This is a genomic window from Archangium sp., assembly GCF_045802675.1.
In the GTDB taxonomy this organism is placed as follows: domain Bacteria; phylum Myxococcota; class Myxococcia; order Myxococcales; family Myxococcaceae; genus Archangium.
This window is the reverse complement of record NZ_JBJMQO010000035.1, coordinates 1-24629: the sequence shown is the minus strand read 5'-3', so window position 1 is coordinate 24629 and position 24629 is coordinate 1. Positions and strand designations below refer to the sequence as shown.

Below are 24629 nucleotides of genomic sequence, written 5' to 3'. Positions count from 1 at the left end.
GACGGGGTGAGGGTAACGAGAGCCCCGGGTTGAATCCCGGGCCTCGACGCGTGGGCCTCGGTTCTCAAGAGCCGGGGCCCTTTCGCGTTCACGGGCCTGCTCGCCTGGTCGCACGGGGTGGACCCATTGACGGACAGGGGCATCCGGCCGAGAGTCGGCCCGTGCTCCTCCCCCTGGTAGCCGCCCTCGTGGTGAGCCAGCCGCTCAATCCGCAGCAGCCCGGCGCGAGTGTCTCCACTCCGGACGCCGCCGGGCCCGCCGTCTCCCAACCGGCCCCGCCCGAGCCCGAGGAGACCGACCGGCGCAAGCAGACGGTCGTCACCGCCTCGCGCGCCGAGCGCAAGCTCGAGGACGTGGTGGTGGCCACCGAGGTCATCACCCGCAAGCAGATTGAAGCGGTGGGCGCGCGCGACCTGGGCCAGCTCCTCCAGCATCACCCGGGCGTGGAGCTGGTGCGGACCTTCCGCGGCACGGGCATCCGCCTGCAGGGCCTGGACCCCGAGTACGTGCTCATCCTCGTGGACGGCGAGCGCGTGAGCGGCCGGGTGGGCACTACGCTCGACCTGGGGCGCTTCAGCCTGCGCGACGTGGAGCGCGTGGAGATCGTCAAGGGCCCGGCGGCGGCGCTCTACGGCGCGGATGCCATCGGCGGCGTGATCAACCTCATCACCCGCGATGTGCGGCGCCCGCTGGAGCTCGGCGCGCGGGGCTCGTTCGGCTCGCTGCTGGAGGGCGACTTCCGCGCCAACGCGGGCACCCGGCAGGGCCCCTTCGAGGTGCGCGTGGGCGGCGGCTACCGCACGCGCAATCCCTACGACTGGGTGTCCACCGACGCGGCCACGAGCGGCGCGGGCCTCCACCGGCTCGACGGAGACGTGGCCCTCGCCTACGCACCCGGCGACGGCTCGCGCCTGTGGCTGCGCGGCCAGTACAACCTGCGCGATGAGAACGCCGTCGATCTCAACCCCTCGGGCGCCGTGCTCGACCGGCGGCAGCGCCAGGAGCAGTTCGACGTGTCGCTCGGGGGCCGGCGGCGGCTCGCGGACGACACCTCGTTGCTCGTCCGGGGACACTTCGGCTTCTTCCGCGACCAGTTGCTGCAGGACCAGCGCGGCTCGCGGGCGCTCGACGAGTATTCGCAGAACTTCAACCGGCTCTACGAGGGCGTCGTCCAGGCGGACCATCGCCTTGGCGCCCACGCGCTCACTGGAGGCCTCGAGGTGCTCGGCGAGCGACTCACCTCGGAGCGGCTCGAGCAGAGCCCGGTGGGCCGCATCCGGGGCGGCGTGTTCCTCCAGGACGAGTGGGACGTGGCGCTGTCCTCGGACGCCGACGGGCCCAGGCTCAAGGTGGCGCCGGGCTTCCGCTTCGATCTGGACTCGCAATTCGGCGGAGCGCCCTCGCCGCGGCTGGCCCTCAAGCTGGACCCGAGCCCGGCCCTCACGGTGCGTGCCTCGGTGGGACTCGGCTTCCGCCCGCCGTCCTTCCAGGAGCTGTACCTGCGCTTCTCCAACCCGGGCATCGGCTACATCGTCGCGGGCAACGAGGACCTCTCGCCCGAACACTCGGCGGCGGTGAACGTGGGCGTGGACTGGCGGCCCCCCGTCGACGGCTGGCTCCTCTCCGCGAGCGCCTTCCACACCCGGCTCAACAACCTCATCAACGTCACCGCCAGCGGCGTGCCCAACCCGGATGAGCCGGTGACGTACCACTACGAGAACGTGGCCCGGGCGTACACGCAGGGCGTCGAGCTCAACGGCCGCTTCCGCCTGCCCGTGCGCGCGACGTACCTGGACCTGGGGTACACGTTCCTCGACGCCCAGGATTTGACGCGCGAGCGCCCGCTGGAAGGCCGCTCGCGCCACCGCGTCAACACGCAGCTGTCCACGCGGGTGCGCCCGCTCAACCTCGAGGCCACCGTGCGCGGCTCGTGGGTGGGCGGCCGGCCGTACTACCTGGGCTCGGATGGCGGCATGGCCAACGTGCTCGGCTTCGGCGAGGAGCAGGAGGTGTGGGCTCCCTCGTATTTCGACCTCGAGGCCCAGGTCTCGTACCGGCTGCGCGGCGGCTTCGAGGTCTTCGTCAACGGCTACAACCTGCTCAACGCGGGCGACCAGCAATTCAACCCGCGGCCTCCGCGAGGCGTGCTGGGCGGCGTCCAGTGGGAGTACTGACGATGCGGATGCGGATTCACATGGCGGCGCTGCTGCTCGGGCTCGCGGTGGCGGGCTGCGCGCCGGACCTGCGCACGGACTACCCTTTCGACGGACAGGCCAGCGGTGACAACCTCGTCGAGGTGACGGGCCAGGAGGACGGCAGCCGCGTCGCCCTCATCGACGCGACGAGCAAGTCGGCCACCGTCTACTTCGACCTCGACGAGGGCCGGGAGATGAAGGTCGACGAGGCCTTCGACACCAACGGGTGGGATATGTCCTTCCAGCGCTACGTCATCACGATGAACGGTGGCGGCGGCAACCCGGACGGCGAGGTGAGCGTGGCGGTGCTCCAGGGCGTGGGCTGGGACTCGCTCACGGAGGCGCCCGCTGCGGGCTACCAGCAGGACGCCTCGGAGCCGGTGTTCAGCGACGTGGCGGGCGGCTGGTACACCTATGACCTCGGCCAGCACAAGCTCGTCACCCGCGACGGGCTGCTCTACGTGGTGCGCAGCAGCAGCGGGCACTTCTTCAAGCTCCAGATGCTCTCGTACTACGACAGCGCGGGCACGCCGGCGCACCTGTCGTTCCGCTATCAGCGGCTGGAGTCACCCTTCGCGGCGCCCTGAGGCCCGAGGGCTCCCCAACTGGGGCAGCCAGATGGCGGCCAGGCCCACCAGGCTCATGGCCCCCAGGAGCAAGAGCGCAGGTGCGTGGCCTACCCGATCTTGCCGAGCAGGAAGGACAGGAGCAGCAGGCAGAGCACCCCGGAGGTCACCCCGACGAAGACGCGGTCGCGTTGCCGGCCGAAGATGAGCAGCGAGAGGGCGACGCGGATGACGGGGGTGGCCATCAGCACCATCAACCCCACCATGACGACGGCCTGGCCCCGGACAGCCACCACGCCCGCGAGCACATCCGAGAGCGAATGGGGCGCATGCTCCGGGGCGGTGAGGCGCTGGAGCGCCTGGCTCGAGGAGAAGTAGTCCGGGTGGTGGAAGAAGGTCAGCAGCATGCCGGCCGACACCAGCGAGAGGCTGAGCACCACCCCGAGGCGCAGCAGGTTGCTGATGAGCACCTCGGGGCCCGCGGCTTCGCGCGCCAGCTCGGGCGAGGGGGACTTCGTCTGGACGGCGGACGGCTCGCTCACGGGCTCACCCCTTGCGCAACACCTGGAAGGCCACCCGCAGCAGCCCCGATCCCAACGATACGAGGAACACCACGCCGGTGAAGAGGAAGGTCATGTACGACCTGACGGACCACCGCTTTGCTGTCGGCGCAGCTCGACGCGCAGCTCGACTACTACTCCCCGCGAGGCGCGCGGGGCGAGCGCTTCGCGCCCCGGCTGCTGAAGTGTCCGGACTGGAGCACCTTCACCCCCTCGCGGGGAGGAGGCGCCTGGGCCGCTGATGCGGCAGCGACCCCCTGAGTCAGCGAAGAACGAAAGCCCCCCTGGACGAGCGGGGGCCTCGGACTCCGAGCTTCGGACCTCAGGCCTTCGGCTCGGGCGCGGGCAGGGACGGGGGGAGACCCTGGGCGCCGGCCGCGAGCATGCGCCCGAGCAGCGCTTCCGTCAGCCCGCCGCTACCCACCCCGCCCACGGCGATGTCCGGCACCAGCTTCACGTGGTGCTCGCCGAGGATGGTGGCCACCTGCACCGCGGTGTACGCCGCGGCGCCCAGCGCCTCCTGGCCCTGGCGGTGGGCCTCGGCCTGCGCGGCGCCCACCCGGAGCACGAGGTCCGCCTCGGTCTCGGCCCGGGCGGCACCCACCCGGCGCACCGACTCCGCCTCCGCCTCCGCCTTCGCCGAGCCCACCATGCGCACCGACTCGGCCTCCGCCTCCGCCTTCGCCCTCACCGACGCCGCATCACCCCGCGCCGACTCCACCTGCGCGCGCGCGTTCTGCTCGCTGATGCGCACCTGCTGCTCGCTGCGCACCACCTCCCCCTGGATGTTGGCGATGGCCAGCTCGCGCTGCAGATCCTGCCGCTTCATTTCCGCCAGCCGCTGCACCTCGTACGTGCGCTGCAGCTCCTCGGCGATCTTCCGGTCCGTCTGCGTCTTCATCAGCTCCGCGGGCGGCACGATGTCGCCAATCAGCGTGTCGATGCACTCCACGTCGTACACGTGAATCGCCTTCTTGATGGCCTCGAAGGCCTGCCTCTGCCGCTCGCTGCGAGCGGAGAGGAACTCGAGCACCGTCACCTCCTGCGCCGAGTTGCGGAAGTAGTTGCCCACCGTGGGCTGGAGCACGTGGTCCACCAGGTTCTGCATGCTGCCCACGCGGGAGATGACGCGCGGGGCGTTCTTCACGCCGATGTGGATGATCTGCGACACGTCCAGGCTGAAGCTGAAACCGTCGTTGCTGCGCACGAGGATGCTGGAGAGCTTGTCGTCGTAGCGGTGGGCCTCGGTGCGGTTGGCCCAGTTGAGGACGATGTTGGTGGTGGGCACCAGCTCCACCTTCATCACCCGCGTGTTGAGCGGGTGCTTGCCGGGCAGCAGCGGCTCCACCCAGACGCCCTTGTCGCCGCGAGCCACGAGGTCGCCGTGGGTGAACGCATCACCGGACACGTCCACGTGCTCGCTGCCCACGTAGGACACCACCACGCCCACGTAGCCGATGGGAATCTCCGTCAGGGGGATGAGCTCCACCTGCACGAACCACGGGTTGAGGTTCCACGAGCCCGACATGAGCACCTCCTCCTGGAGGCCGCGGCAGCCGCCCGCGTCGATGAAGGCCTGCGGACTCTGGAAGCTGTCATGGCGCGCGGCCACGGGGCCGGCCAGGTCGCCCGCGGGCACCGGCTTGCCGTCCAGCACCGTGACGATGCCCACCCGGTCCGGCGGCACGTGGAAGACGCGCAGCTGCGCCGGGTGCATGCCGTGCTCCTCCGCGTTGGCGGCGCACACCACCTCGAAGAGCGCGGGGTTGATGCGGTAGTGGCCCGCGGTGAGGAAGCCGCTCTGCCGGCCGCGCTCGCCGCCGTTGGCGAGGAAGGCCTCCGCGTCCTGGAAGTTGCCGCACTCCACCTCACGGCCGAGGAGCCGCTCGGTGGGCAGCGGCGCGCCGTCCTTGGCCACCACGAGTGCCACCTCACCGGGGGGCACGATGACGAGCTGCACGCGCTCCACCTTGTACTGCCAGCGCCACAGGCCGTAGTGCCAGCCCGGCGACAGCATCCGCGCCTGATAACCCGCCTCGCCCGAGCGAGCGATGAGCCGGCCCGGAGCCAGCGGGCGGCCGAAGCGGCGGATGACGAGTCCGGACTCGCCCTCGCGGATGACCCAGGTGCCGAGCATGAAGACGACCCAGAACGCCACGCCGGACAGCAGCAGCAGCGCCGCGGCGACGAGCAGGGGATGGGCCAGGATGAAGTCGAACATGGGGGGAACGCTTCCTTTCGAGTGTTGCCGGCCGGAAGTTGCATCCGCCCTGCCAGAAGCCAACCCGTTGGATTTGCTCGGACGCCCTCCCCGCGCGGGCGCCCGGACCGAATTGGATTTCGGTGCGGGCGGTGTTCCAATGACGGCATGGCCACCATCCTCTGGGAGGGCGCCGCCCCTCCCGCCCCGCTGTCCGCCCGGCTCACCGCCGAGGGCCACCAGCTCGTCACCCGGGGCCCCGCCGCGCTCGCCGTGGTGAGCACCGCGTCCGCCTCGCGGGTGCCCTCCCCTCCCGCCTCGGGCCTGCCGTGGGTGTGGGCCTGCCGCGCACGCATCCCGGTGCTGCTCACCACCGAGGCGGCCCTCGCCGGGGCCTATGACGCCGTGTGGCTGGGCGCCGAGGACGGTGTCCGCCGGTTGCTCTCGCGCCTCTCGGAGCTGGCCATCCCCGAGCCGGCGCCCGCGCCCGCCCCCACCTTCGTGGCCCGCAGCGCCGCGGCCCGCGCCACGCTGCATCAAATCTCCCGCGCCGCGCGCACCTCCCAGCCCGTGCTCATCACCGGCGAGACGGGCTCCGGCAAGGAGGTGACGGCGCGGCTGCTGCACACGCTCGGCGAGCGCCGCTCCGCGCGCTTCGTCCCCATCAACTGCGCCGCCATCCCCAATGAGCTGATGGAGGGCGAGCTGTTCGGCTACGCCAAGGGCGCCTTCTCCGGCGCCACGCGCGGCTTCGACGGGCAGCTCATGGCGGCCGAGGGCGGCACCGTCTTCCTCGACGAAATCGACGACACGCCGCTGTCCCTGCAGATGAAGCTGCTGCGCGTGCTGGAGGACCGGGTGGTGACGCGCCTCGGTGAGTCCGAGCCCAAGCAGGTGGACTTCCGCATCGTCGCCGCCACCAACCGCGACCTGCGCGAGCTCATCGCCCGGGGCGTCTTCGGCGCGGACCTGCACGAGCGCCTGGCCATCGTCAGCATCCGCCTGCCGCCCCTGCGCGAGCGGTTGGAGGACCTGCCCGTGCTGCTCGAGCACTTCATCACCCGCTTCCAGCGCGAGGAGCCCTCGGCACCACGCGGGCCGGTGCACGTGACGCCCGAGGCGCTCGCCGCGCTCGAGGCCTACCCGTGGCCGGGCAACATCCGCGAGCTGCGCAACGTCCTCTTCGAGGTGCTCGTCTACAAGCGGGTGGGCGGGGAAATCCTCCCCTCGGACCTTCCCCGGCGTGTGCTGCGGCGGGGCGTGGAGCGCGCGGCGAGCGGCGGCCTGGACACGGGCGCCATCTCGCGCGCCATGGACGCGGGCACCTTCAACCTGCGCGCGGAGGTGGAGCGGTTGGAGCGCCTGGCCCTCGCGCTCGCCCTGGAGCGCTCCGGGGGCAATGCCTCCCGCGCGGCGGCGCTGCTGGGCGAGGTGGGCCGCGGCCGCTCCGCCGACCCGGGCGCCACCGTGCGCGCCATGATGCGCCGGCTCGGCGTCTCCGGTCGCACTTGATTGGCACCGCAACCATCAAGCGGGGCCATACGGCTCTTCCGGGACTTCAGGACGGCCCATACGTAAAAATCCACCCGCACTTCAAAAATACTATTGATTAGTTCCGGAATCCGGCTATAAGTGTTCTCACTTCCTGAGCGGGGTAAACCCGTTTCGCCGGAAAAGGAGAGGCACCCCATGAAGCGCATCATCCCGACCGCCTTCACTGCCCTGGCCCTGTTTGGCTGCGGCGCCACCGACAACGCCCCTGTCATCTCCTCGCGCGAGCTGAGCGCCGGCCCCGAGCAGGCCGCCGCCATCCAGCGCGCCGCCGCCCAGGTCCTGGCCGGGCAGACGTTCGGTGTGAAGGACTCGCAGGAGCTTCAGGCGCGCGCCGTCATCGTGGATGACAACGGCACGCAGCACGTCCGCTTCGACCGCACCGTCCAGGGCCTGCGCGTGCTCGGTGGTGACTTCGTGGTGCACGGCAACGCGGACGCGACCGAGTTCAGCGCCGCCAGTGCCGCCTCGCTCAAGGGCGTGTCGCTCAAGCCGAGCTTCGATGGCGCGGCGGCCTCGGTGCTGGCCCAGGCGGCCTTCCAGGGCGTGAAGCTGGACTCCTCCAGCGCGGAGCTGGTGATCGACTCGCTCGGTGGCCGCGCTCCGGCGCTCGCCTACGAGGTGGTGCTCGAGGGCTTCAAGGCGGACCAGTCGCCCACCGAGCTGCACGTGCTGGTGGACGCCACCACGGGCGCCCTGCGTGACCAGTACGAGGGCATCCACACCTCGGCGGCCGTCGGCACCGGCAAGTCCCTCTACCAGGGCAGCGTCAGCATCAACACCAACTCGACCTCCACGGGCTTCGAGATGCGTGACACGACGCGCGGCAACGGCTTCTACACGGTGAACCTGGGCGGCAAGCAGCAGGGTGGCAGCATCTTCACCGACGCCGACAACATCTGGGGCAACGGCACCACGAGCGATGCCGCCTCGGGCGCGGTGGACGCGCACTTCGGCCAGCAGATCACCTTCGACTACTACAAGAACATCCAGGGCCGGAACGGCATCGACGGCGCGGGCAACACCGGCTACAGCCGCGTGCACTACGGCCGCGCCTACAACAACGCCTTCTGGTCCGACAGCTGCTTCTGCATGACCTACGGCGACGGCGACGGCGTGCAGTTCACCCCGCTCATCGCGCTGGACGTGGCCGGCCACGAGATGAGCCACGGCGTGACGAGCCGCTCCGCCAACCTCACCTACTCGGGTGAGTCCGGCGGCCTGAACGAGGCCACCAGCGACATCTTCGGCACCCTGGTGGAGTTCTACGCCAACACCGCGAACGACCCGGGCGACTACCTCATCGGCGAGACCATCTACACCCCGAGCAAGGCGGGCGACGCGCTCCGCTACATGTACAACCCCTCGCTGGACGGCGCCTCGAAGAACTGCTGGACCAGCACGGTGGGCTCGCTCGACGTGCACTACTCCAGCGGCGTGGCCAACCACTTCTTCTACCTGCTGGCCGAGGGCTCCAGCCCCGCCAGCGGCCCGGCGAGCCCCACCTGCAACGGCTCGAGTGTGTCGGGCATCGGCCGCGACGCCGCGGGCAAGATCTGGTACCGCGCCCTCACGGTGTACATGACGTCCTCGACGAACTACGCCGGTGCGCGTCAGGCCACGCTCAAGGCCGCGACGGACCTCTTCGGCGCCGGCAGCACCCAGTACAACGCCGTGGCCGCCGCCTGGTCCGCCGTCAGCGTGAACTGATGACCTCACCCCGCGCGGACTGAACGCGCGGAGTCACTCGGGCCGGTCCGGGAAGTCTCCGGGCCGGCCCTTCGTGTTTCCGGGGCTCAGTGGGCCGCCTGCTCGAGCCGCGAGGCCGCCTCGCGCGCCGCGGCGCTCTGTGGGTCTCTCTCGAGCACGAGCCGCCAGGCCCCCCGGGCCCGTGCTCCCTGTCCGAGCTTCTCGAGACACTCGCCCCACGCCAGCAGCGCGCTCCCGCCCTGTCCCTTGTACGGGTGCGCGGCCCCGGCCTCGAAGTGACGCGAGGCCTCCTCCAGCCGGCCCCGGGCCAGGGAAATCAGCCCGAGCATGAACAGGCCATTGCGCAGGCTCGCGGCCCGGCGCGCGAGTGACAGGCCCTCGCGCGCCGCCTTCTCGGCCTCGTCGTGGCGCTGGAGCACGAGCAGCACCGCGGCGCGGGTGAAGGCCACCTCGCTCCAGTACACGCGGGGCAGCTCGTCGCGCCGCAACCGGTCCATGGCCGCGAGCCCCTCTTCCGCATGCCCGTCATGCGCCAGAATCCACCCCCGCTGCAGCAGGAGCGCATGCCGCAGGAGCGGCTCGTCCGCATGCGCCTCCTCGAGGGCCCGGAGGCGCTCGCTGGCGGCGTCCCACTCCCCCAGGTTGTAGAGCGCCTCGCAGAGGTTGAGCCGCGCGAGATCCCTCTGCTCGTCGGGCCCCAGCGGGTGCGAGGGAGACGTCTCCGGATGCGGCCAACCGCGCTCGACCTCGAGTGCCTCCCGGTAGAGGCCCGCGTTGATGAAGGTGTTGATGGCCGTGTTGGCGAGCCCCCAATCATCCGCGGACCGGGCCTCGTCCGCGAGGTGCCGTGCGGCCTCGACGGCGCGCGGGGTGTCTCCGAGCGCCTCGAGGGCATGGACCCGGAGCTGACGCAACGAGCGCCTCATCAGCGCATCGGGGCGCAGCAGCTCGATGGCGCGGGTGATGCGCAGCGTGGCGCGATAGGTGCCCCAGTCGAAGCTACAGTCCTCCGCCAGCTCGAAGAGCACGGCGATGGCCGGCTGCCGCAGCAGCAGCAGGACCACGAGGAAGAGGACGAGCGCGAGCCAGGGCATGAGGGGCGCCGCAGCGTACCGCGCGGGCGCACGGGAGGAAGAAACGGCCCCTGCTCGTCTGGGGGCGGAGCCAGGGACTCAACCGCTCGTGACACGACCGGCTTGCTCGGCCATCTCTCCGAGCCGCGAGGCGGCCTTCCTCGCGGCCTCACTTTGTGGATCCCGCTCACCCACGAGCCGCCAGCTCTCCCGGGCCCGCTCCCTCTGTCCGAGCCGCTCGAGGCAATCGCCCCACGCCAGCAGCCCATCTCCCCCCTGCCCTCGATACGGGTGCAGGGCACCGGCCTCGAAGTGGCGAGCCGCCTCCTCCACCTGCCCCGCCGACAGGGCGATCCGCCCGAGCATGAACAGGCCATTCCGGGTGCTGGAGGCGCGGCATGCGCTCGTCAATCCCTCCCGGGTTGCCGCCTCCGCCTCGCCGTACCGCGCCAATGCCAACAACGCAGCCGCACGGGTGAAGGCGAGCTCGCTCCAATACACGGGAGGCAGATACTGACGATCGACCTCACTCACGGCGGCAAGCGCATCGGTGCCCTGGCCCGTATGGGCGTGGATCCATGCCCGTTGCGAGAGAAACCCATGCCGCAGAACGGGAGCATCCGCCGCGACCTGCGCCGCCACCTGCTCCGCCATCCGGAGGCGCGCGCTGGCGGCATCCCAGTCCCCCAGATTTTAGACGGCCTCGACGAGGTTGAGCTGCACCAGGCACCACTCGAGAAGCCGCGCACCGTCCTGGGGACGCTCGCCCGCACTTCCCCAGGAGTGCTCGACGGCGAGCGCCTCCTGGTAGAGGCCCGCGTTGATGAAGGTATTGACCACCGTATTGGCGATCCGCCAGTCGCCCGCCTCCCGCCGGGACGCCAGGAGGATCCGCGCGCGCCTGACGGCTTCCGCGGTGTTTCCGAGCGCCTCGTGCGCGAGCACGGTCAACCGCTGTGCCTCCCACCGATACCCGCCACCGACGGACAGCCACCGCAGCGCCCGTGAGAGACGGAGCGTCTTGTGGAACTCGCCCCACCGGAAACACGACTCCTGCGCCAGTGTGCGCAAGGCACCGAGCACAGCTCGCCAGACCAGCACGAGCATCAGGAGGTAGGTGAACAGCTCGGGCTGGGGATGGATGGAGGAATCTCCCAATCGAAGATGGGGTTCAGGGCAGGCCTGCCCCCGGAATATTGCACGCGTGCAATCAGGGCTTTGGTTTCTTCCACCCCTGGTTCTCCGTGTCGAACTCACCACGAACATTCCGGCTCTCCACTCGATCGGTTTTCTCGAGTGACCCGAGCCTCGCGAGGGCACGACCAATCTCGGCATGCGTGGCCATGATGGGATCCGGCAACCGCTCACGCGAGTACAACTCATGCACATAGAGTTGGGGCCAGGTCCGCATGATGTGGCGGATGACAGCATGGGAGTCGAATTGGTCCGGCATGGCCTCTACGGACGACCGGAGCATTTCCACGGTAATGTAATTCATCTCAAAGTCTCTCGATAACGGTGTGAATCCTACGAGCAACCCGCGCCGGGGAAGCGAGAACCTCTTCGTTCGAGAATCGCAGCATCTGGATTCTCAATTGCTCGATATGCCATTCACGAATGGCATCATCCCTATTCTTGAACTGATGGATGGGGCCATCGATCTCCACAGCCAGCTTCAGCTCCTTGCAGTAGAAATCCACCCTATAGTCATGACCATTGATGTTGAAGCAATGCTGGCGCCAGAAGACGACACCGAGCTGCTTGTTCGAAAGATACTCCCAGAGAGCAGCCTCTGCTTCAGTGGGATTCTCCCTGCTCTCTTGCGCCAGCTCCTTCATGTAATCAGGGACATTGCCTTCCCTGACTTTCTTCCTTGGGGGCATGGATTCCTCGAGTGGGGGTGGTCCAGCGCAAGATTACGCCGTTTCCATCATCCCTTACAGCGCATATCCTGACGATGCACCAGGAGCCTTATTTCGAGGCCCGCGGTCGGACGGACACACAATGGAAGGCGCACGCGGCGGCCTCGTGGGCATCTGGGGCCGCCCCTTCATCAACCTCGAGCCATACCTGGACCTGACGCAGCTCGCCTCGCTGGACGACGAGATCTGCTACGCGCTCGCCCAGGTGCGCACCAGCTACACGGGTGGCAGCCACAAGGCCATGGGCATCGTCCCGCCCTCGCTCGCGGAGGACCCGTACATCGACTACGGCCAGGTCATCCGCGGCTTCAGCGAGCAGGAGTTCGCCACCTTCGTCTCGCTCGGCAACGAGCCCGGCGCGTTCGATGCACGGCGGCGCCACGAGTACGAGTTCGGCGAGGAGCGCGAGCACCCGCTCACCCGCGAGCAGATGCGCTTCCTCGAGCTCAAATACGGCGTCTACTTCCCCTGGAAGGTCTTCTACGAGCTCGTCCCCGGAGGCTACTGGAGCGAGAAGAGCACGGGCGCCGGCAAGGACTTCACCCGCGAGGCCCGTCTCTACTTCCCGCGCACCGTGGCCTTCGTGCGCGCCCTGCCCTTCCGGGAGATCGGCCGCTGCACGCTGCTGGGACTCAACGCGAACGACCACGGCACCGTGCACCGCGACGGCGAGCCCGAGGAGCAGACGGCCCCGGACCCATTCATCACCCTGTGCCCGCGCGGCACCAAGCGCCTCTTCCTCTGGGACGAGGAGCGCCAGGAGAAGACGCCCGTGGAGGGCCGCGCCTACTGGTTCAACGACTTCGACTACCACGGTGTCGAGGCCGCCCCCTTCTTCCGCTACTCGCTGCGCGTGGACGGTGTCTTCGAGCCCGCGTTCCTCGAGCGCCTACGCCAGGACCATGCCCATGGCGGATGAAATCATCGACTTCCGCCTGGAGCGCAGGCGCCACGAGCGGTGGTTCGGGCGGGACGATGTCTTCGAGGAGCTGGAGCGGCTCCTCCCGCGTGAGGGAGCGACGCGCGGCTGGGTGCTGGTGAAGGGAGGGCCGGGAATGGGCAAGAGCGCCGTCCTGGCTCGCTACGTCGATCGGCTACAGGACCGGGGCGAGCAGGTGCCGCACCACTTCCTGAGACACGGGATCGGGGACTGGGACAAGCCCTGGCGCGTGGCACAGAACCTGGCGGCGCAGGTGGAGAAGCAGTTCGGGCTTTCGGCGAAACCGGACCTGCGCCCCGAGGAGCGTTTGCGCGAGGTGCTCCAGCGCGCATCCGACGAGCGGTTGGTGCCGGAGCGGAAACGCTTGTTGCTGGTGGTGGACGGCCTGGACGAAGCGTACTCGGATGCCGGGCACGAGAACCCGCTGCCGCGCATGTTGCCGCACGCACTGCCTCCCGGAGTCCAGGTGTTGTGTGCGTCGCGGCCGATGTACCCGCACCTGTCCTGGCTGGAGCAACTGGAGCGAGTCCGGGAGCTGGATTTGGATGCCACGCGCTGGGCGGGCTCCAACGAGGCGGTGGTGCGCCATTACTGGGAGGACGCCGCACGGCGGCTCGAGCCTCCTCTGCCCCGGGAGTTCGTCGACACAGCGGCGCGGCGGGCCCAGGGGAACATCCTCTACACGGTAAAACTGGCGGAGTGGCTGGAGGAGCAGCCGCCGGAGCGCCGAAGGGTGGAGCTGTTGCCCCGAAGCCTGGAGGCCTTCCTGACACAGAGCTGGGAGCGGCTCGCGATGGTGGAGGGCGAGGCGCAGGAGGACATGCTCGAGGGGCTCGGGCTGATGACGGCCGCGCGCGAGGCGCTCCCGCACTCGAGGCTGGCGGAGCTGGCGGGATGGACGGCGGCAGGGAGACTCGACCGCTTCCTGCGGCGTGCCAGACCGTTCCTGCTCGAGGAGCCGGAGTCCTGGTGGGGAGAGAAGGCCTGGCGGCCCTTCCACGAGTCCTTCCGGGCCTTCATGGCGAACAGGTTGGGGAAGGACGGGATGAGGCAGGCACACCGCCGCCTGTCGGAGCGCCTGGGGTCCTGGCCGGTGAAGGCACCCGGAGACGGTTTCGTGAAGCGGTACGCCGTCCGTCATGGCGTGGCGCACCGGCTCGAGGCCGGGGAGGCGCAGGAGGCGGTCGCGCTCTGCCGGGACCTGGGCTACCTGGAAGCGCTGTGCCGGGAGTCCGGTCCGAGCGCGGTGGAGGAGAGCCTCGCACGGACGGCGGAGCCAGCGGACGGCGGGAGCGCGGCGGTGCTGCGCGCACTTCAACGCGCCGTGCAGGCCGAGTCGCATTGGCTCGCGAAGGAGCCCGAGGCCCTGGTGCGGCTGGTCTACAACCGGTTGCTCTCGAGCGGTTGGAGTCAGGTCCGCTTCGAGGAAGCACTGCGCCTGCCCGAGGGCCTGCCCGCGCTGCGGTTGCGGCACCCGGTGCGGATGGGGAGCGAGGAGAGCACGGCCGCCGGGCATGAGGGCGGCGTGAGGGGTTGCGCGGTGACGAGGGATGGCCTCCGCGTCCTCTCCGCCTCCGAGGATGGGACGCTCAAGGTGTGGGATGTGAAGACGGGCCAGCCGCTCGCGACCCTCCGGGGACACCGGGGAGAAGTGCTGGGCTGCGCGGTAACGGGGGATGGCCGTCGCGCCGTTTCCGCTTCCCGGGATGGCAGCCTGAAGGCGTGGGACGCGGAGACGGGCCAGTGCATCGCCACCTTGTACGGACACACGGGCCCGGCCTGGGCGTGCGCGGTGACGGAGGAGGGGCGCCGTGTCGTGTCGGCCTCCTCCGACGAGACCCTGCGGGTGTGGGACCTGGAGACACAGAGCTGTCTCGCCACGCTCCGGGGCCACGCGGGCTGGGTGACGGACTGCGTGGTGACGAGGGATGGCCGCCGCGCCATCTCCGCGTCCCGGGATGGCACGTTGCGCGTCTGGGACCTGGAGGCGCAGAGCTGTCTCGCCACGCTCCGGGGCCACGCGGGCTGGGTGACGGGCTGTGCGGTGGCGGAGGATGGCCGCCGCGCCGTCTCCGCCTCCTCCGACGGGACGCTGCGGGTGTGGGACCTGGAGACGAACCAGCCCCTCACGACACTCCGGGGCCACGCGGAGGAAGTGACGGGCTGCGCCATGACGGAGGATGGGCGCCACGTCATCTCCATCTCCTACGATGGGACGCTGAAGGTGTGGCAGGCGGAGACGGGCGAATGCCTCCACACCCTCGCGAGCCATCTGGGAGGCTCCTGGTGCTGTGCGATGACGGGGGATGGCCGGCGTGCCGTCTCCGGCTCCTCGGAGGGCACGCTGACGGTCTGGGACGTGGAGACCCAGCACTGTGTGGTGACCCTCCTGGGACAATCGCTCCCGCTGTATGGCTGCGCCCTCACGGAGGACGGCCGCCGGGCCTTCTCCGCTTCCTGGGACGGGATGTTGACGGTGTGGGATGTGAGGACCCATCAGCCCGTGGCCCTGCTCCCCAACGGCTCGGTCTGGGTGATGGACTGCGCGGCCACGAAGGATGGCCGCCGTGCCGTCTCCGCCTCCTGGGATGGGACGTTGCGCGTCTGGGATGTGGAGGCCCGAAGCTGCCTCGCCACCCTGCCCGGCCACTCCGAGGACGTGCGGTGCTGCGCGGTGACGGAGGATGGCCGCCGTGTCCTCTCCGGCTCCTCCGACGGGACGCTGAAGGTCTGGGACGTGGAGACGGAGAACTGTCTGGCCACGCTCCAGGGCCACCAGGGCTGGGTGAATGGCTGCGCGGTGACGGGTGATGGCCGCCGCGCCATTTCCGCCGCGAAGGATGGAACGTTGAAGGTCTGGGACGTGGAGACGCGCCACTGTCTGGCCACGCTCCAGGGCCACGAGCGGTCGGTGAATGGCTGCGCGGTGACGAGCGATGGCCGCCGCATCGTCTCCGCCTCGGAAGATGGGACGCTGAAGGTGTGGGACATGGAGACGCGCCACTGTCTCGCCACGCTTCGCGGCCACACGGCCGGGGTGAATCGCTGCCTCGTGACGGAGGATGGCCGCCAGGTGCTCTCCGTCTCCGACGACGCGACGCTCCGGGTCTGGGACGTGGAGACGCAACGGTGTCTCGACACCCTGCACGGGGTCGCCGGATTCCTGTGCATCGCGATGGCCCGAGACCTCATCTGCGCGGGAGACAGGCGCGGAAACCTCTGGCTGCTGGAGCCCCATCCGGCGAAGGCACGGCCTGGACGCCGCCATGACGAGGGACACCCGCCCTCCCTCCCGCAGCCGGCCATCATGCTGGGCATCGTCATCGCCCTGAGGGATGAATTCCGAGAGCTCTGGCAGTCGCTCCCCAAGAACAGACGGACCGTTCGCGACGAGGAGACCCGGCAGCAAGACTACGTCTTCGAAGCACCGGGAACGGGACACACCTGTGTCGCCACACTCATCGGTGACATGGGAGAGACGACGGCGGCCCTTCAGACCGAGAGACTCCTGCGCCGGTGGAAGCCCCGCGTCACGGTGATGCTCGGACTCGCGGCGGGCATCCACGGCGACTTGCGCGTGGGAGACGTGGTCGTTGCCACCCAGGTGGACCACTATCTCGATGGGGCCAAGGCCCGGCCCGGCAAGACGCCCGGCTCCTTCGAGCTCATCCCGGGTGGCTCCGTGTACCGGATGGATCACGGCCTGGTGACCGGCGTCCGCAACTTCGAATTCACCCACCCGGAGCTCTACCTGCGCTGGCGGCAGAGGCGCGAGGCGGTCCTCGCCGAGCTGTTGCCCGATGCGAACGTCCGGGCCACGCTGCTCACACACAAGCTCATCCGGCCCGAGCCCGAGCTGCACGATGCGCACCTGGCCTCGGGTGACATCGTGGGCGCCGCCCAGGAGTTCTCCACCTGGCTCCGGCAGCGAGACCGGAACCTGAAGGCGCTCGACATGGAATCCGCGGGATTGATGGCGGCCGCGGTCCGGCACGTGGAGCCGAAGCGGACGCTCATCCTTCGCGGCATCTCCGATTTCGGCGACGAACGGAAGTCCGAGCTGGATGCAACGGGAGCGGGGGCGCTGCGGAGCTACGCCATGCGCAACGCCATCGCTCTCCTCTGGGCCCTGCTGGAGACAGACATCCTCACGGACTGAGCGCTAGGGCGAGCGGGCCTCTTCCTCGTAGGCCCCCGGGGACGATGCGCGAGCCATCATCCTCCAGCGGCACGTGGGCCCGATGAGCATGAGCGCGCCCTGGGCAGCGAGCGCCAGCAGCGAGCGCATCAGCTCGTACCCGGAGCGCGTGGGCGCCGACAGCGGGACGTGGAAGCACAGCGCGTCGTCGTCCTGCTCGGGCTCGCAAGGCGCGAGCGTCTGGACGAGCTTGTACATGGGCAGGTTGCCCGCCAGCACCCGGAACTCGAAGCGCTCCACACCCCGCTCGCGCGCGGACTCCACCAGCCGGTCCATCAGCAACCGGCCGAGCCCCTTGCCCTGGGCGTCATCCGCCACGGTGATGGCCACCTCGGCGACCTCGGGCGCGTGCGCCAGGCGGAAGAACCGGGCCACGCCGAGCCCCCGCTCCCGGCCGGCCGGGCTCCACGTCACCGCGCCGATGGCCACGTGCTGCTCGCCGTCCACGCTCGTGAGGTAGCGCAGCTCCTCCGCGGACAGCCGGGGTTTGGCGGACAGGAAACGCTGGAAGCGCGAGCGCGGGGAGAGCCGCTCGAAGCCGTCGCGCAGCAGGGCCGCGTCCTCGGGCCGCACCATCCGCAACTCCGCCCACGTCCCATCCGCGAGTGCCAGGCGCTCCCGGTATTGAGGATGGAAACGACGGTAGGGCTGCATCGCGAACCTCCAGATTGTCCGGGCAAGGTGGGTTCGATGCCGCAGCGCGGCAAGCCGCTCCGCGCCCCCTTCCGGGCCGTTGGGCGGTAGCGGACAGCAGGTGCGTCAGACTCTCGGCGATTCCCGTCAGGCCGGAGAACCGCGCTGAGGACCCGGAGGCCCTTTCCACGGCCTGGAAGCTCGTGATTCCGGGCGCTTGCCAGTGCGGAACCGGGGTAGACTCCCGGCCCCCATGGAGCTCCGCCCCCTCTACATGCCCGCCTTCGGTGCGATCACCACGGTCGTGCTCCTGCTGCTGCTGCGCGCCGGACAGCGGCTCTGGTCGCCCGCGCACACCGTCCGCTCGGACCTGGAGCAGGGCCATCTGGCCCATGCGCTGCTTCAGGTGGGCCAGGTGCTCGGCGTGTTCCTCATCTCGGGCTCGGTGGTGGCCGGGAGCGTCCAGGGCGAGAGCCTGGCGCAGGACGTGCTCTGGGTGGCGGCCCATGGCGTCGCGGCGCTGGTGCTGCTCGTGCTCTTCGGACACCTGGGGGTGCGCGTGCTGCTGCGCGCGCGGCTGGCGGCCGAGGTCGAGCGCGGCAACATCGCCGCCGGACTGGCCGCGGGCTCGCACTACCTGGCCACCGGCCTCCTCTTGTCGCGCTCGCTGTCCGGCACGGATCTGGGCTCGCTGGGCGTGGCGCTCGTCTTCTTCGTGCTCGCGCAGCTCACCCTGCACCTCTTCGTGATGCTCTTCCGCACCCTCACCGCCTACGACGACGCCGAGGAGATTCTCGGGGAGAACCTGGCCGCGGCGCTCAGCTACGCGGGCGTCACCGTGGCGCTCTCGCTCATCATCGGCCACGCGGTGGAGGGCACCTTCGTGGACTGGGCCACCTCGCTGCGCGGCTACGCGCTGGCGCTCCTGTTCGCCCTGGCGCTCTACCCGGTGCGCCAGCTCTTCGTGCAGACGCTGCTCTTGGGCGCGCGCTTCTCCTTCCGGGGCGGCCGGTTGGATCAGGGCATCGCCGCCGAGCGCAACCTGGGCATGGGGGTGCTGGAGGCCGTCTCCTATCTGGCCGCCGCCTTCCTGGTGACGCGCCTCGGATGAGCGCTCCGCCCCTCACCTACGAGGCGCTCGCCGAGAGCCTGGTGCGCACCGGCCTCATCACGGATCCATGGCTGGAGGGAGCGCCCCGCTTCCGCGCCGAGCCGCTGCTGCTACCGCGCGAGCGCCAGTCCGCGCTCTACCGGGCGGCCGAGGACGTGGCGGCGGCCTACCACGAGCTGGTGCTGGCGTGCGCCGCGTCGCCCGAGCTGCTGGACGGCTTCTTCGGCCTCACGCCGTGCCAGAAGCTGATGTGGCAGACCTCGCAGCCCTTCTGGCACGGGCTGGCGCGGGCGGACGTGTTCCTCACGAAGGAGGGGCAGCTCGCGGTGTGCGAGCTCAACAGCGACACGCCCACGGGCGAGGTCGAGGCCGTGCTGCTCAACCCGCTGGTGCAGCCCGCGTGGCCGGGCACGGTGGATCCGAACACGCGGCTCGGCGAGCGGCTGTGCGCCATGGTGGAGTCCCTGGCCTCGCGGCTGCTGGTACCCGTCCCCGAGCAGCTGTCGGTGGGCATCCTCTACCCCACGGAGATGCCGGAGGACCTGGGGCTGGTGCGGCTCTACCGGCAGTGGTTCGAGGCGCGAGGGTGGAAGGTGAACCTGGGCTCGCCCTTCAACCTCATGGCGGGCCCGGACGGGCGGGTGTGCCTCTTCGGCGAGCCGTGCGACGTGCTGTTGCGCCACTACAAGACGGACTGGTGGGGCGAGCGCATGCCCGTCTGGGACGACGAGGAGCCCGTCGAGGACATGGTGCCGTTGGGCGGGCCGCTGTCGGTGGTGCTGCAGGCGAGCCTGGAGGGCCGGTGCGTGGTGGTGAATCCATTCGGCGCGGTGCTCACGCAGAACAAGCGGGCCATGGCCTTCATGTGGGAGCACCACGAGCGCTTCTCCCCGCGAGCGCGAGCCACCATCCGCGCGCACCTCCCCTACACGGTGCGGCTGGAGACGCTGCCCATCGAGGAGCTGGCGCGGGACAGGGAGGCGTGGGTGCTCAAATCGGACTACGGCGCGGAGGGAGACGAGGTGCTGGTGGGCCGCCTCACGCCGCAGCAGGAGTGGAACGCGGCGCTGGTGCATGCGGTGCCGGGCCGCTGGGTGGCGCAGCGCTACTTCGCCGCCGAGGAGGGAGCGGGCGGGGAAACCATCAACCACGGCGTCTACGTCATCGCCGGCGAGGCGGCGGGCCTCTACACGCGGGTGCAGCGCGGGGCCACCGACACGCGGGCCATGAGCGTCCCGGTGCTGGTCACGGAGTGAGGGGAAGACGATGAGCGAGAACGATCCGAATCCCTTCCAGCGCAAGGTGATGACCCGGGAGCCGGGCATCGTGGGCGCGCAGTGGTGGAACGAGGGCCTGACGGCGATGAGCGATCCGGTCACCCGGCGCAAGGCGCTCCAGGCGCTGGCGGTGCTCGGGGGCACGGTGGCGGTGGGAGGCCTGCTGCTCGCGGGCTCGGATGACGACGACGAGTACCTGGAGCTCTACGACGCGCTGGCGACGCAGCGGCAACAGGGGTGGAACTTCGGCGCCACGGATGATGCCCTGAGCTTCTCGGGACAGACGCAGGCCAACGTCAAATGGAAGCCGGAGGATCTGCGCGAGCTGGCCACCGAGCTGGCCCCGAAGCAGGACGCGCTGAAGCCCTTCTACCAGGCCACGCTCTTCCAGTCGGTCGGAGTCAACCAGCTCGGCGCCGGGTCCCTGCGCAACGAATTGCGCCCCATCTACACGCCCGCCATGGACGCGGCCTTCAACCAGGGCGTGGCACTGTCGAGCCTCTTCGCGAAGCAGGAGGAGGCGGCGCTCGCCACGGCCGTGCTGGTGGACCTGCCGGGCCCCGAGTCGGTGGCCTTCGCGGCGGGACTGGCCGGACGCTTCGAGCCCGTCTTCACCTTCGACAACTGGCCCCACCCACTCGGCGTGGTGCCCGCGCACCTGACGCTCGCGGCGGTGGCGTACTACCAGCCCATGCTCCGGCAGCTCGCGCAGCAGCGCCGGCTGCCCGCGCCCCCGGTGTTCGTGCTCGATAACCAGCGGCTGCAGCCCTACACGGACGAGCGCACCCAGTTCGACAACCGCTACATGGCGCGGATGCCCACCGCCGAGCAGCTCCGCAAGCTGGGCCTCCAGCACGTGCTGTACGTCGTCCCCGGTGGGAGTACGCCGCCGCAGGAGCTGGACGATCTCAACGAGGACTTCGTGGCCTGGCGCGCCGGCGAGCTGGACGTGAAGTTGGTGGCGGCGAGCGACTTCCAGCCCGACCCCACGGAGAACACCCCTCCCACCATGGCCTCCACGGGGCAGCCCGCCACGACGGATGGAGGCACCCCGGTGGCCGCCACGGACGCGGGTATGCCGGACGCGGGCACCTCGGCACTGGCCACGGCGAGCCCCTCCACGCAGCAGCCCACCGCCGCCACGGATGCGGGCACCACCCCGGACGCGGGAACCTCGGGCCTGGCCACGGCGAGCACCGGCTCGGCGCCCGCACCGCGTGCGTGGTACTTCGGAGGCTCACGGGCGGCGCACGAGACCTTCTGGCTGTTCTACCCCTGGGGCCGCACCCAGACGAGCCACGAGACGGTGCGAGGCATCTCACCCGCCGGCATTCTCTCGACGAAGGAGCTGGCGCGGGTGCCCACCACCCTCTCGGGCGGCTACGCCTACGAGCCGTCGCGGCGGACGACGATGTTCGCCTCGGTGCCGCGCGGGGCGAGCGGAGCGCCGCGTCCACCGCCCTCGGGCTTCGGCAAGGTGGCCATGCGGGTGTCGAGCAAGAGCCGCTCCATCCTCGGGCCGGCGTTCACCTCACGCAGCTCGTGGAACCGCTCCTCGAGCTACTCCTCCTCCGGCGGATGACGGGAGCGGCGCATGAACTACTCCATCTTCTCCATGCAGGTGGCGATGCCGCTCCGGGGCTCGGATGACCCGGCGTACCGGGAGCTGCAGAAGCTCGTGCGGACGGCACCGGAGCGCACCAACTACGCGCGGATGCACGACTACTACGGGCGCATCTGCAATGTGCTGCGCCGGGAATCCGAGCGCTTCGAGCTGGGCGTCTGGGATTACTGGGACGATCCCTCCCGCGCGCCGAACGACTTCCAGGACTGGGTGGACGGACTGGAGGGCAAGGAGGCGCGGACCGAGCCGGCACCCGAGGATGGCCGCCCGCGCTATCTCGTGTGCACGCTGGCGATACTGCTGCAGCACGGAAGCACGAGCGATCAGCGGCTGCTGGCGCACTGCGACATCCCCGAGGCGAAGCTGTGGACCCGCGGCACCTTCCACCATCTGCTCAAGGGGCCGGGGCTGCTCAACTTCCTGCACGTGAAGTCGCACCTCGTGTACCTGCTGCCGGGAGACGACCCCGCCTGCGCCCTCACGGATGTGGAGCTGGCGAGCGAAGACTGGCACTACCTGCGCCGGCTCCTCTGAAGCGAGGAGGTTAGAACCAGACCTCCCACGAGCCCGACTCCCCGAGCGCCGCGTGCGCCGTGGCCGAGATGCGATCCCTCGTGCCGGTGAAGGGCTGGATTTGATGCAGCCGGTAGCTGTCGAGCACGAGCAGCTCCCCCACGCGGTACTCCACATCGGCGCGAGGGGCCCGAAGGGCGCTGCCGGGCACCTCATCACTGCCCGGCCAGGTGACGTCCCACAGCCGCAGCGCGCCACCGGACTCGGGCGGCTGGAGCATGAGCACGAGCGTGAGGGCGCGCGAGCGGCGGGCACAGTGCGCCTCCGAGAGGCCCTCGGTGTCGAAGTGGATGTCGCCGCCGTGATGGGACAACCACTCGCCGGCCGGGAAGATGTGGACGCCGGGGCCGCACCAGCCCTCGCGCTTGACGGCGGGGGCCCCCACGAGCGCCGAGATGGCCTCGCACAGACGGGCCTGAAGCCCGGGGAGCATCCGCTCCACCACGGCATCCGAGGTGCGGGCGTGGGCGAAGTACTCGTCCTCACGGTCCTGCTCGAGGTGGGTGTACCAGGCGCGGCCCAGGGAGAACTGCACGCCGTCGAAGTCGGAGCTCCAGAAGGGCCGGCCCGCGTAGACACGGCGCGCGAGCGCGGCGCATTCGTCGGGCGCGAGGAAGCCGGGGACGCGCACGCCCAGGTGCGCATCGAGCAGGGAGAGGAAGTCCGAGGTACCCGAGCGCAGCGCGTCCCACGAGCGCTCGGCTACCGTGGCGTGAGGAGGCACGGCCATGGTGGAGGCACCATGCGGCTCCATCATCGGAGGGTCAAGCAGCCACCGGCAGTGCACCCTCGCCGTGCATGACACCTCGCGTCGTCGAGCGCCCCTCGGCTCCGGGCCGCCTTGGATCCCAAAAGCCCGGTTCTCGACAACACTACCCGGGAACTCACTCCGGCCCGGTGCCGGAAACAGGGGGAAGGACATGACGATGAATCGTTGGATGATGGCGGCATTCACGGCGGCGATGGCCTGCGCGGGTTGCGGGAAGAGCGCTCTCGAGCCCGAGGTGAACGTCACCCTCACCGGCAAGGTGCTCAAGGAGGACAAGCAGCCGCTGGCGGACGCGCTCCTGAGGATCAACCGCGCCTCCAACTCGGAGTGCATCTTCCTCCTCTTCGACGGCATCGACTGGAAGAAGTTGAAGACGGGCACGGATGGCGCCTTCAGCATGGAGTTGCTCGGAGCCGACACCCGGTACGGCGACACGGCGCGCTGTTTCGAGGTGCACGCGCCAGGAAGTGGTCAGGGAGATTCCCTGTATGCCTGGTTCCTCATGCAGGACGAGAACGTGCAGGTTCCCGTGCTCCAGCAGTGGACCGGCTCGCCCTCGTCGGCGGCCACCGCGGATGGGGTGAGCGTGTCCTTCAAACCCATCTCCGACACCCAGGCGGACGCCTCGGGAGAGCACACGCTGAGCGTGACGCAGAAGTCGTCCGGCGCGATCTGGAAGAGCGACTCGGTGCACTCGCCGGTGCTGCTGAACGATGACCTGCTCGAGGACGTGGACACCTCGGCCAGCGTCTCCCTGTACCGCCTTGAGTTGCCGGGCAGCAATACCCACTTCAACATCTACTACCAGGGCGCACCGGTGGCGCTGCCCAAGCGCGCCCGTGTTCCCGTCAGCCGCGGCGCGAGCTGCACCTATACCGGTGCGCCGGCCACCTGCCCGTTGACGGATGGCCAGCTCGGCGGGAGCACGTCCTTCCAGAATGGGATGAGGGAAGTGGTCATCCAGCTGCCGCAGGCCAAGGTGCTGCGCAAGGCCGTGCTGCGCAACCTCGAGCTGAGCTTCCATCCCACCGCGTTCGTGCTCGAGGGAAGTAGCGACGGCACCCAGTGGGTGTCGCTGGCCAACCTGATGGAGGGCACCCCGAAGACGCGCGGCTTCATCGAGCTGCCGCTGAGCAACCCCACGCCGGTGAGCCAGGTGCGCCTGCGCGCCACCTCGTCCAGCGACCAGGACCACCTCGTGACGCTCAACGAGCTGTCCCTCTTCGAGTAGCCCGCGCGGGGGCGGGTAGAATCCGGGAGCACGGGGGAGGCCGGGTTGAATAAACGGCTCCCTCGCCCGTCTGGGGCCCTTGCTCCCGTTCTTCGTTCCGAGTCCTCCCGCATGAGCTCCCCGTCCCTGGTCTCGCGCCTCTCCGCGCTTCTCGCACTCCTGGTCCTGAGTGGCTGCAACACCGCGTATCGGGAGGCCATGGCCCAGGCCCGGGAGGCGGCGCTCCGCGGGGACTTCATCGCGGCGGCCCGCGCCTACCGGTCGGCCTGTGCCGCCGCCCCCGAGGACAAGAAGGCCTGTCCGCTGGTGCCCATCTTCGTGGAGAAGGGGGTGAACCAGGCCCTCGAGTCCGCGCGCCCGCCGTGCGAGGCCGGGGAGCTCGACCGGTGCATCCCCCCGCTGCTCGCCGCGCTGGACCTCCAGCCCCAACAGCCCGAGGCCACCGCGCTGCTCGAGAAGGCCAGCCAGCTCCACACGGAGCGCTGCGCGACCCGGT

Annotated in this window: 21 protein-coding genes; 12 read left to right on the top strand and 9 right to left on the bottom strand. The window is 70.0% G+C overall.

Going from position 1 to position 24629, the window contains the following annotated elements; translation table 11 throughout:
• Positions 1-161 precede the first annotated feature (161 nt).
• Together ACJ8AN_RS10175 and ACJ8AN_RS10170 are read left to right on the top strand one after the other, a co-directional pair.
• Entirely contained in the window at positions 162-2174 is a 2013-nt protein-coding gene (locus ACJ8AN_RS10175; protein WP_407755085.1) for a TonB-dependent receptor plug domain-containing protein, read from the top strand.
• Positions 2175-2176: 2 nt separating this feature from the next.
• Positions 2177-2782 carry an HmuY family protein gene (locus ACJ8AN_RS10170; RefSeq protein WP_407755084.1) on the top strand — a complete coding sequence of 202 codons (606 nt, stop codon included), beginning with the start codon at positions 2177-2179 and terminating at the stop codon, positions 2780-2782.
• An 89-nt stretch (positions 2783-2871) separates the two neighbouring features.
• Here ACJ8AN_RS10170 and ACJ8AN_RS10165 read toward each other — a convergent pair whose 3' ends face one another.
• Both ACJ8AN_RS10165 and ACJ8AN_RS10160 read right to left on the bottom strand, forming a co-directional pair.
• A complete protein-coding gene (locus ACJ8AN_RS10165) occupies positions 2872-3303 on the bottom strand; it encodes a DUF1634 domain-containing protein (protein ID WP_407755083.1) in 432 nt (143 codons plus the stop codon).
• Between the two features lie 340 nt (positions 3304-3643).
• Complete coding sequence (locus ACJ8AN_RS10160) at positions 3644-5542, bottom strand: SPFH domain-containing protein (protein WP_407755082.1); 1899 nt, start codon at positions 5540-5542, stop codon at positions 3644-3646.
• 147 nt (positions 5543-5689) lie between these two features.
• On the opposite strand from ACJ8AN_RS10160, the gene ACJ8AN_RS10155 reads away from it, so the two are divergent.
• Together ACJ8AN_RS10155 and ACJ8AN_RS10150 are read left to right on the top strand one after the other, a co-directional pair.
• Positions 5690-7033 (top strand): sigma 54-interacting transcriptional regulator, encoded by a 1344-nt coding sequence (locus ACJ8AN_RS10155; protein ID WP_407755081.1) that lies wholly within the window; start codon positions 5690-5692, stop codon positions 7031-7033.
• Positions 7034-7210: 177 nt separating this feature from the next.
• Positions 7211-8782 (top strand): M4 family metallopeptidase, encoded by a 1572-nt coding sequence (locus ACJ8AN_RS10150; RefSeq protein ID WP_407755080.1) that lies wholly within the window; start codon positions 7211-7213, stop codon positions 8780-8782.
• 86 nt (positions 8783-8868) lie between these two features.
• Here the strand turns inward: ACJ8AN_RS10150 and ACJ8AN_RS10145 are convergent, their stop codons facing one another.
• From ACJ8AN_RS10145 to ACJ8AN_RS10125, 5 genes are all read right to left on the bottom strand, one after another.
• Positions 8869-9876, bottom strand: coding sequence for a tetratricopeptide repeat protein (locus ACJ8AN_RS10145; protein WP_407755079.1), 1008 nt, complete (start codon positions 9874-9876; stop codon positions 8869-8871).
• 78 nt (positions 9877-9954) lie between these two features.
• Complete coding sequence (locus ACJ8AN_RS10140; protein ID WP_407755078.1) at positions 9955-10389, bottom strand: tetratricopeptide repeat protein; 435 nt, start codon at positions 10387-10389, stop codon at positions 9955-9957.
• A gap of 159 nt (positions 10390-10548) precedes the next feature.
• Positions 10549-11013 (bottom strand): hypothetical protein, encoded by a 465-nt coding sequence (locus tag ACJ8AN_RS10135; protein ID WP_407755077.1) that lies wholly within the window; start codon positions 11011-11013, stop codon positions 10549-10551.
• Positions 11014-11065: 52 nt separating this feature from the next.
• The gene (locus tag ACJ8AN_RS10130; RefSeq protein WP_407755076.1) at positions 11066-11353 is read right to left on the bottom strand and encodes a hypothetical protein; all 288 of its coding nucleotides are present in this window, start codon (positions 11351-11353) and stop codon (positions 11066-11068) included.
• A gap of 1 nt (position 11354) precedes the next feature.
• On the bottom strand, positions 11355-11738 hold the full coding sequence (locus tag ACJ8AN_RS10125; RefSeq protein ID WP_407755075.1) for an endonuclease domain-containing protein: 384 nt from the start codon (positions 11736-11738) through the stop codon (positions 11355-11357).
• A 121-nt stretch (positions 11739-11859) separates the two neighbouring features.
• Here ACJ8AN_RS10125 and ACJ8AN_RS10120 point away from each other — a divergent pair, with 121 nt between their 5' ends.
• Positions 11860-12696 (top strand): hypothetical protein, encoded by an 837-nt coding sequence (locus tag ACJ8AN_RS10120; protein ID WP_407755074.1) that lies wholly within the window; start codon positions 11860-11862, stop codon positions 12694-12696.
• Positions 12686-16876 carry an AAA family ATPase gene (locus tag ACJ8AN_RS10115; protein WP_407755073.1) on the top strand — a complete coding sequence of 1397 codons (4191 nt, stop codon included), beginning with the start codon at positions 12686-12688 and terminating at the stop codon, positions 16874-16876. Before ACJ8AN_RS10120 ends, ACJ8AN_RS10115 begins: the two co-directional genes overlap by 11 nt.
• Before the next feature lie 3 nt (positions 16877-16879).
• Here the strand turns inward: ACJ8AN_RS10115 and ACJ8AN_RS10110 are convergent, their stop codons facing one another.
• Positions 16880-17569, bottom strand: a complete 690-nt coding sequence (locus ACJ8AN_RS10110; protein ID WP_407755072.1) for an N-acetyltransferase family protein — start codon at positions 17567-17569, stop codon at positions 16880-16882.
• Between the two features lie 232 nt (positions 17570-17801).
• Between ACJ8AN_RS10110 and ACJ8AN_RS10105 the strand changes: the two genes are divergently transcribed.
• Genes ACJ8AN_RS10105 through ACJ8AN_RS10090 form a run of 4 tightly spaced genes read left to right on the top strand, consistent with a single transcriptional unit; the run spans position 17802 to position 22094 of the window.
• Positions 17802-18659: a DUF350 domain-containing protein gene (locus tag ACJ8AN_RS10105; protein WP_407755071.1), complete on the top strand. Its 858-nt coding sequence runs from the start codon at positions 17802-17804 to the stop codon at positions 18657-18659.
• Positions 18656-19915 (top strand): glutathionylspermidine synthase family protein, encoded by a 1260-nt coding sequence (locus ACJ8AN_RS10100; protein WP_407755070.1) that lies wholly within the window; start codon positions 18656-18658, stop codon positions 19913-19915. The genes ACJ8AN_RS10105 and ACJ8AN_RS10100 overlap by 4 nt, the downstream gene beginning before the upstream one ends.
• A gap of 10 nt (positions 19916-19925) precedes the next feature.
• Positions 19926-21518 (top strand): hypothetical protein, encoded by a 1593-nt coding sequence (locus tag ACJ8AN_RS10095; protein ID WP_407755069.1) that lies wholly within the window; start codon positions 19926-19928, stop codon positions 21516-21518.
• Between the two features lie 12 nt (positions 21519-21530).
• A complete protein-coding gene (locus ACJ8AN_RS10090; protein WP_407755068.1) occupies positions 21531-22094 on the top strand; it encodes a hypothetical protein in 564 nt (187 codons plus the stop codon).
• A gap of 10 nt (positions 22095-22104) precedes the next feature.
• Here ACJ8AN_RS10090 and ACJ8AN_RS10085 read toward each other — a convergent pair whose 3' ends face one another.
• Complete coding sequence (locus ACJ8AN_RS10085; protein ID WP_407755067.1) at positions 22105-22863, bottom strand: 2OG-Fe(II) oxygenase; 759 nt, start codon at positions 22861-22863, stop codon at positions 22105-22107.
• Positions 22864-23053: 190 nt separating this feature from the next.
• On the opposite strand from ACJ8AN_RS10085, the gene ACJ8AN_RS10080 reads away from it, so the two are divergent.
• Together ACJ8AN_RS10080 and ACJ8AN_RS10075 are read left to right on the top strand one after the other, a co-directional pair.
• Complete coding sequence (locus ACJ8AN_RS10080; protein WP_407755066.1) at positions 23054-24133, top strand: hypothetical protein; 1080 nt, start codon at positions 23054-23056, stop codon at positions 24131-24133.
• Between the two features lie 111 nt (positions 24134-24244).
• Positions 24245-24629 (top strand): hypothetical protein (locus ACJ8AN_RS10075; protein WP_407755065.1); only part of this gene is annotated, 385 nt, incomplete at its 3' end.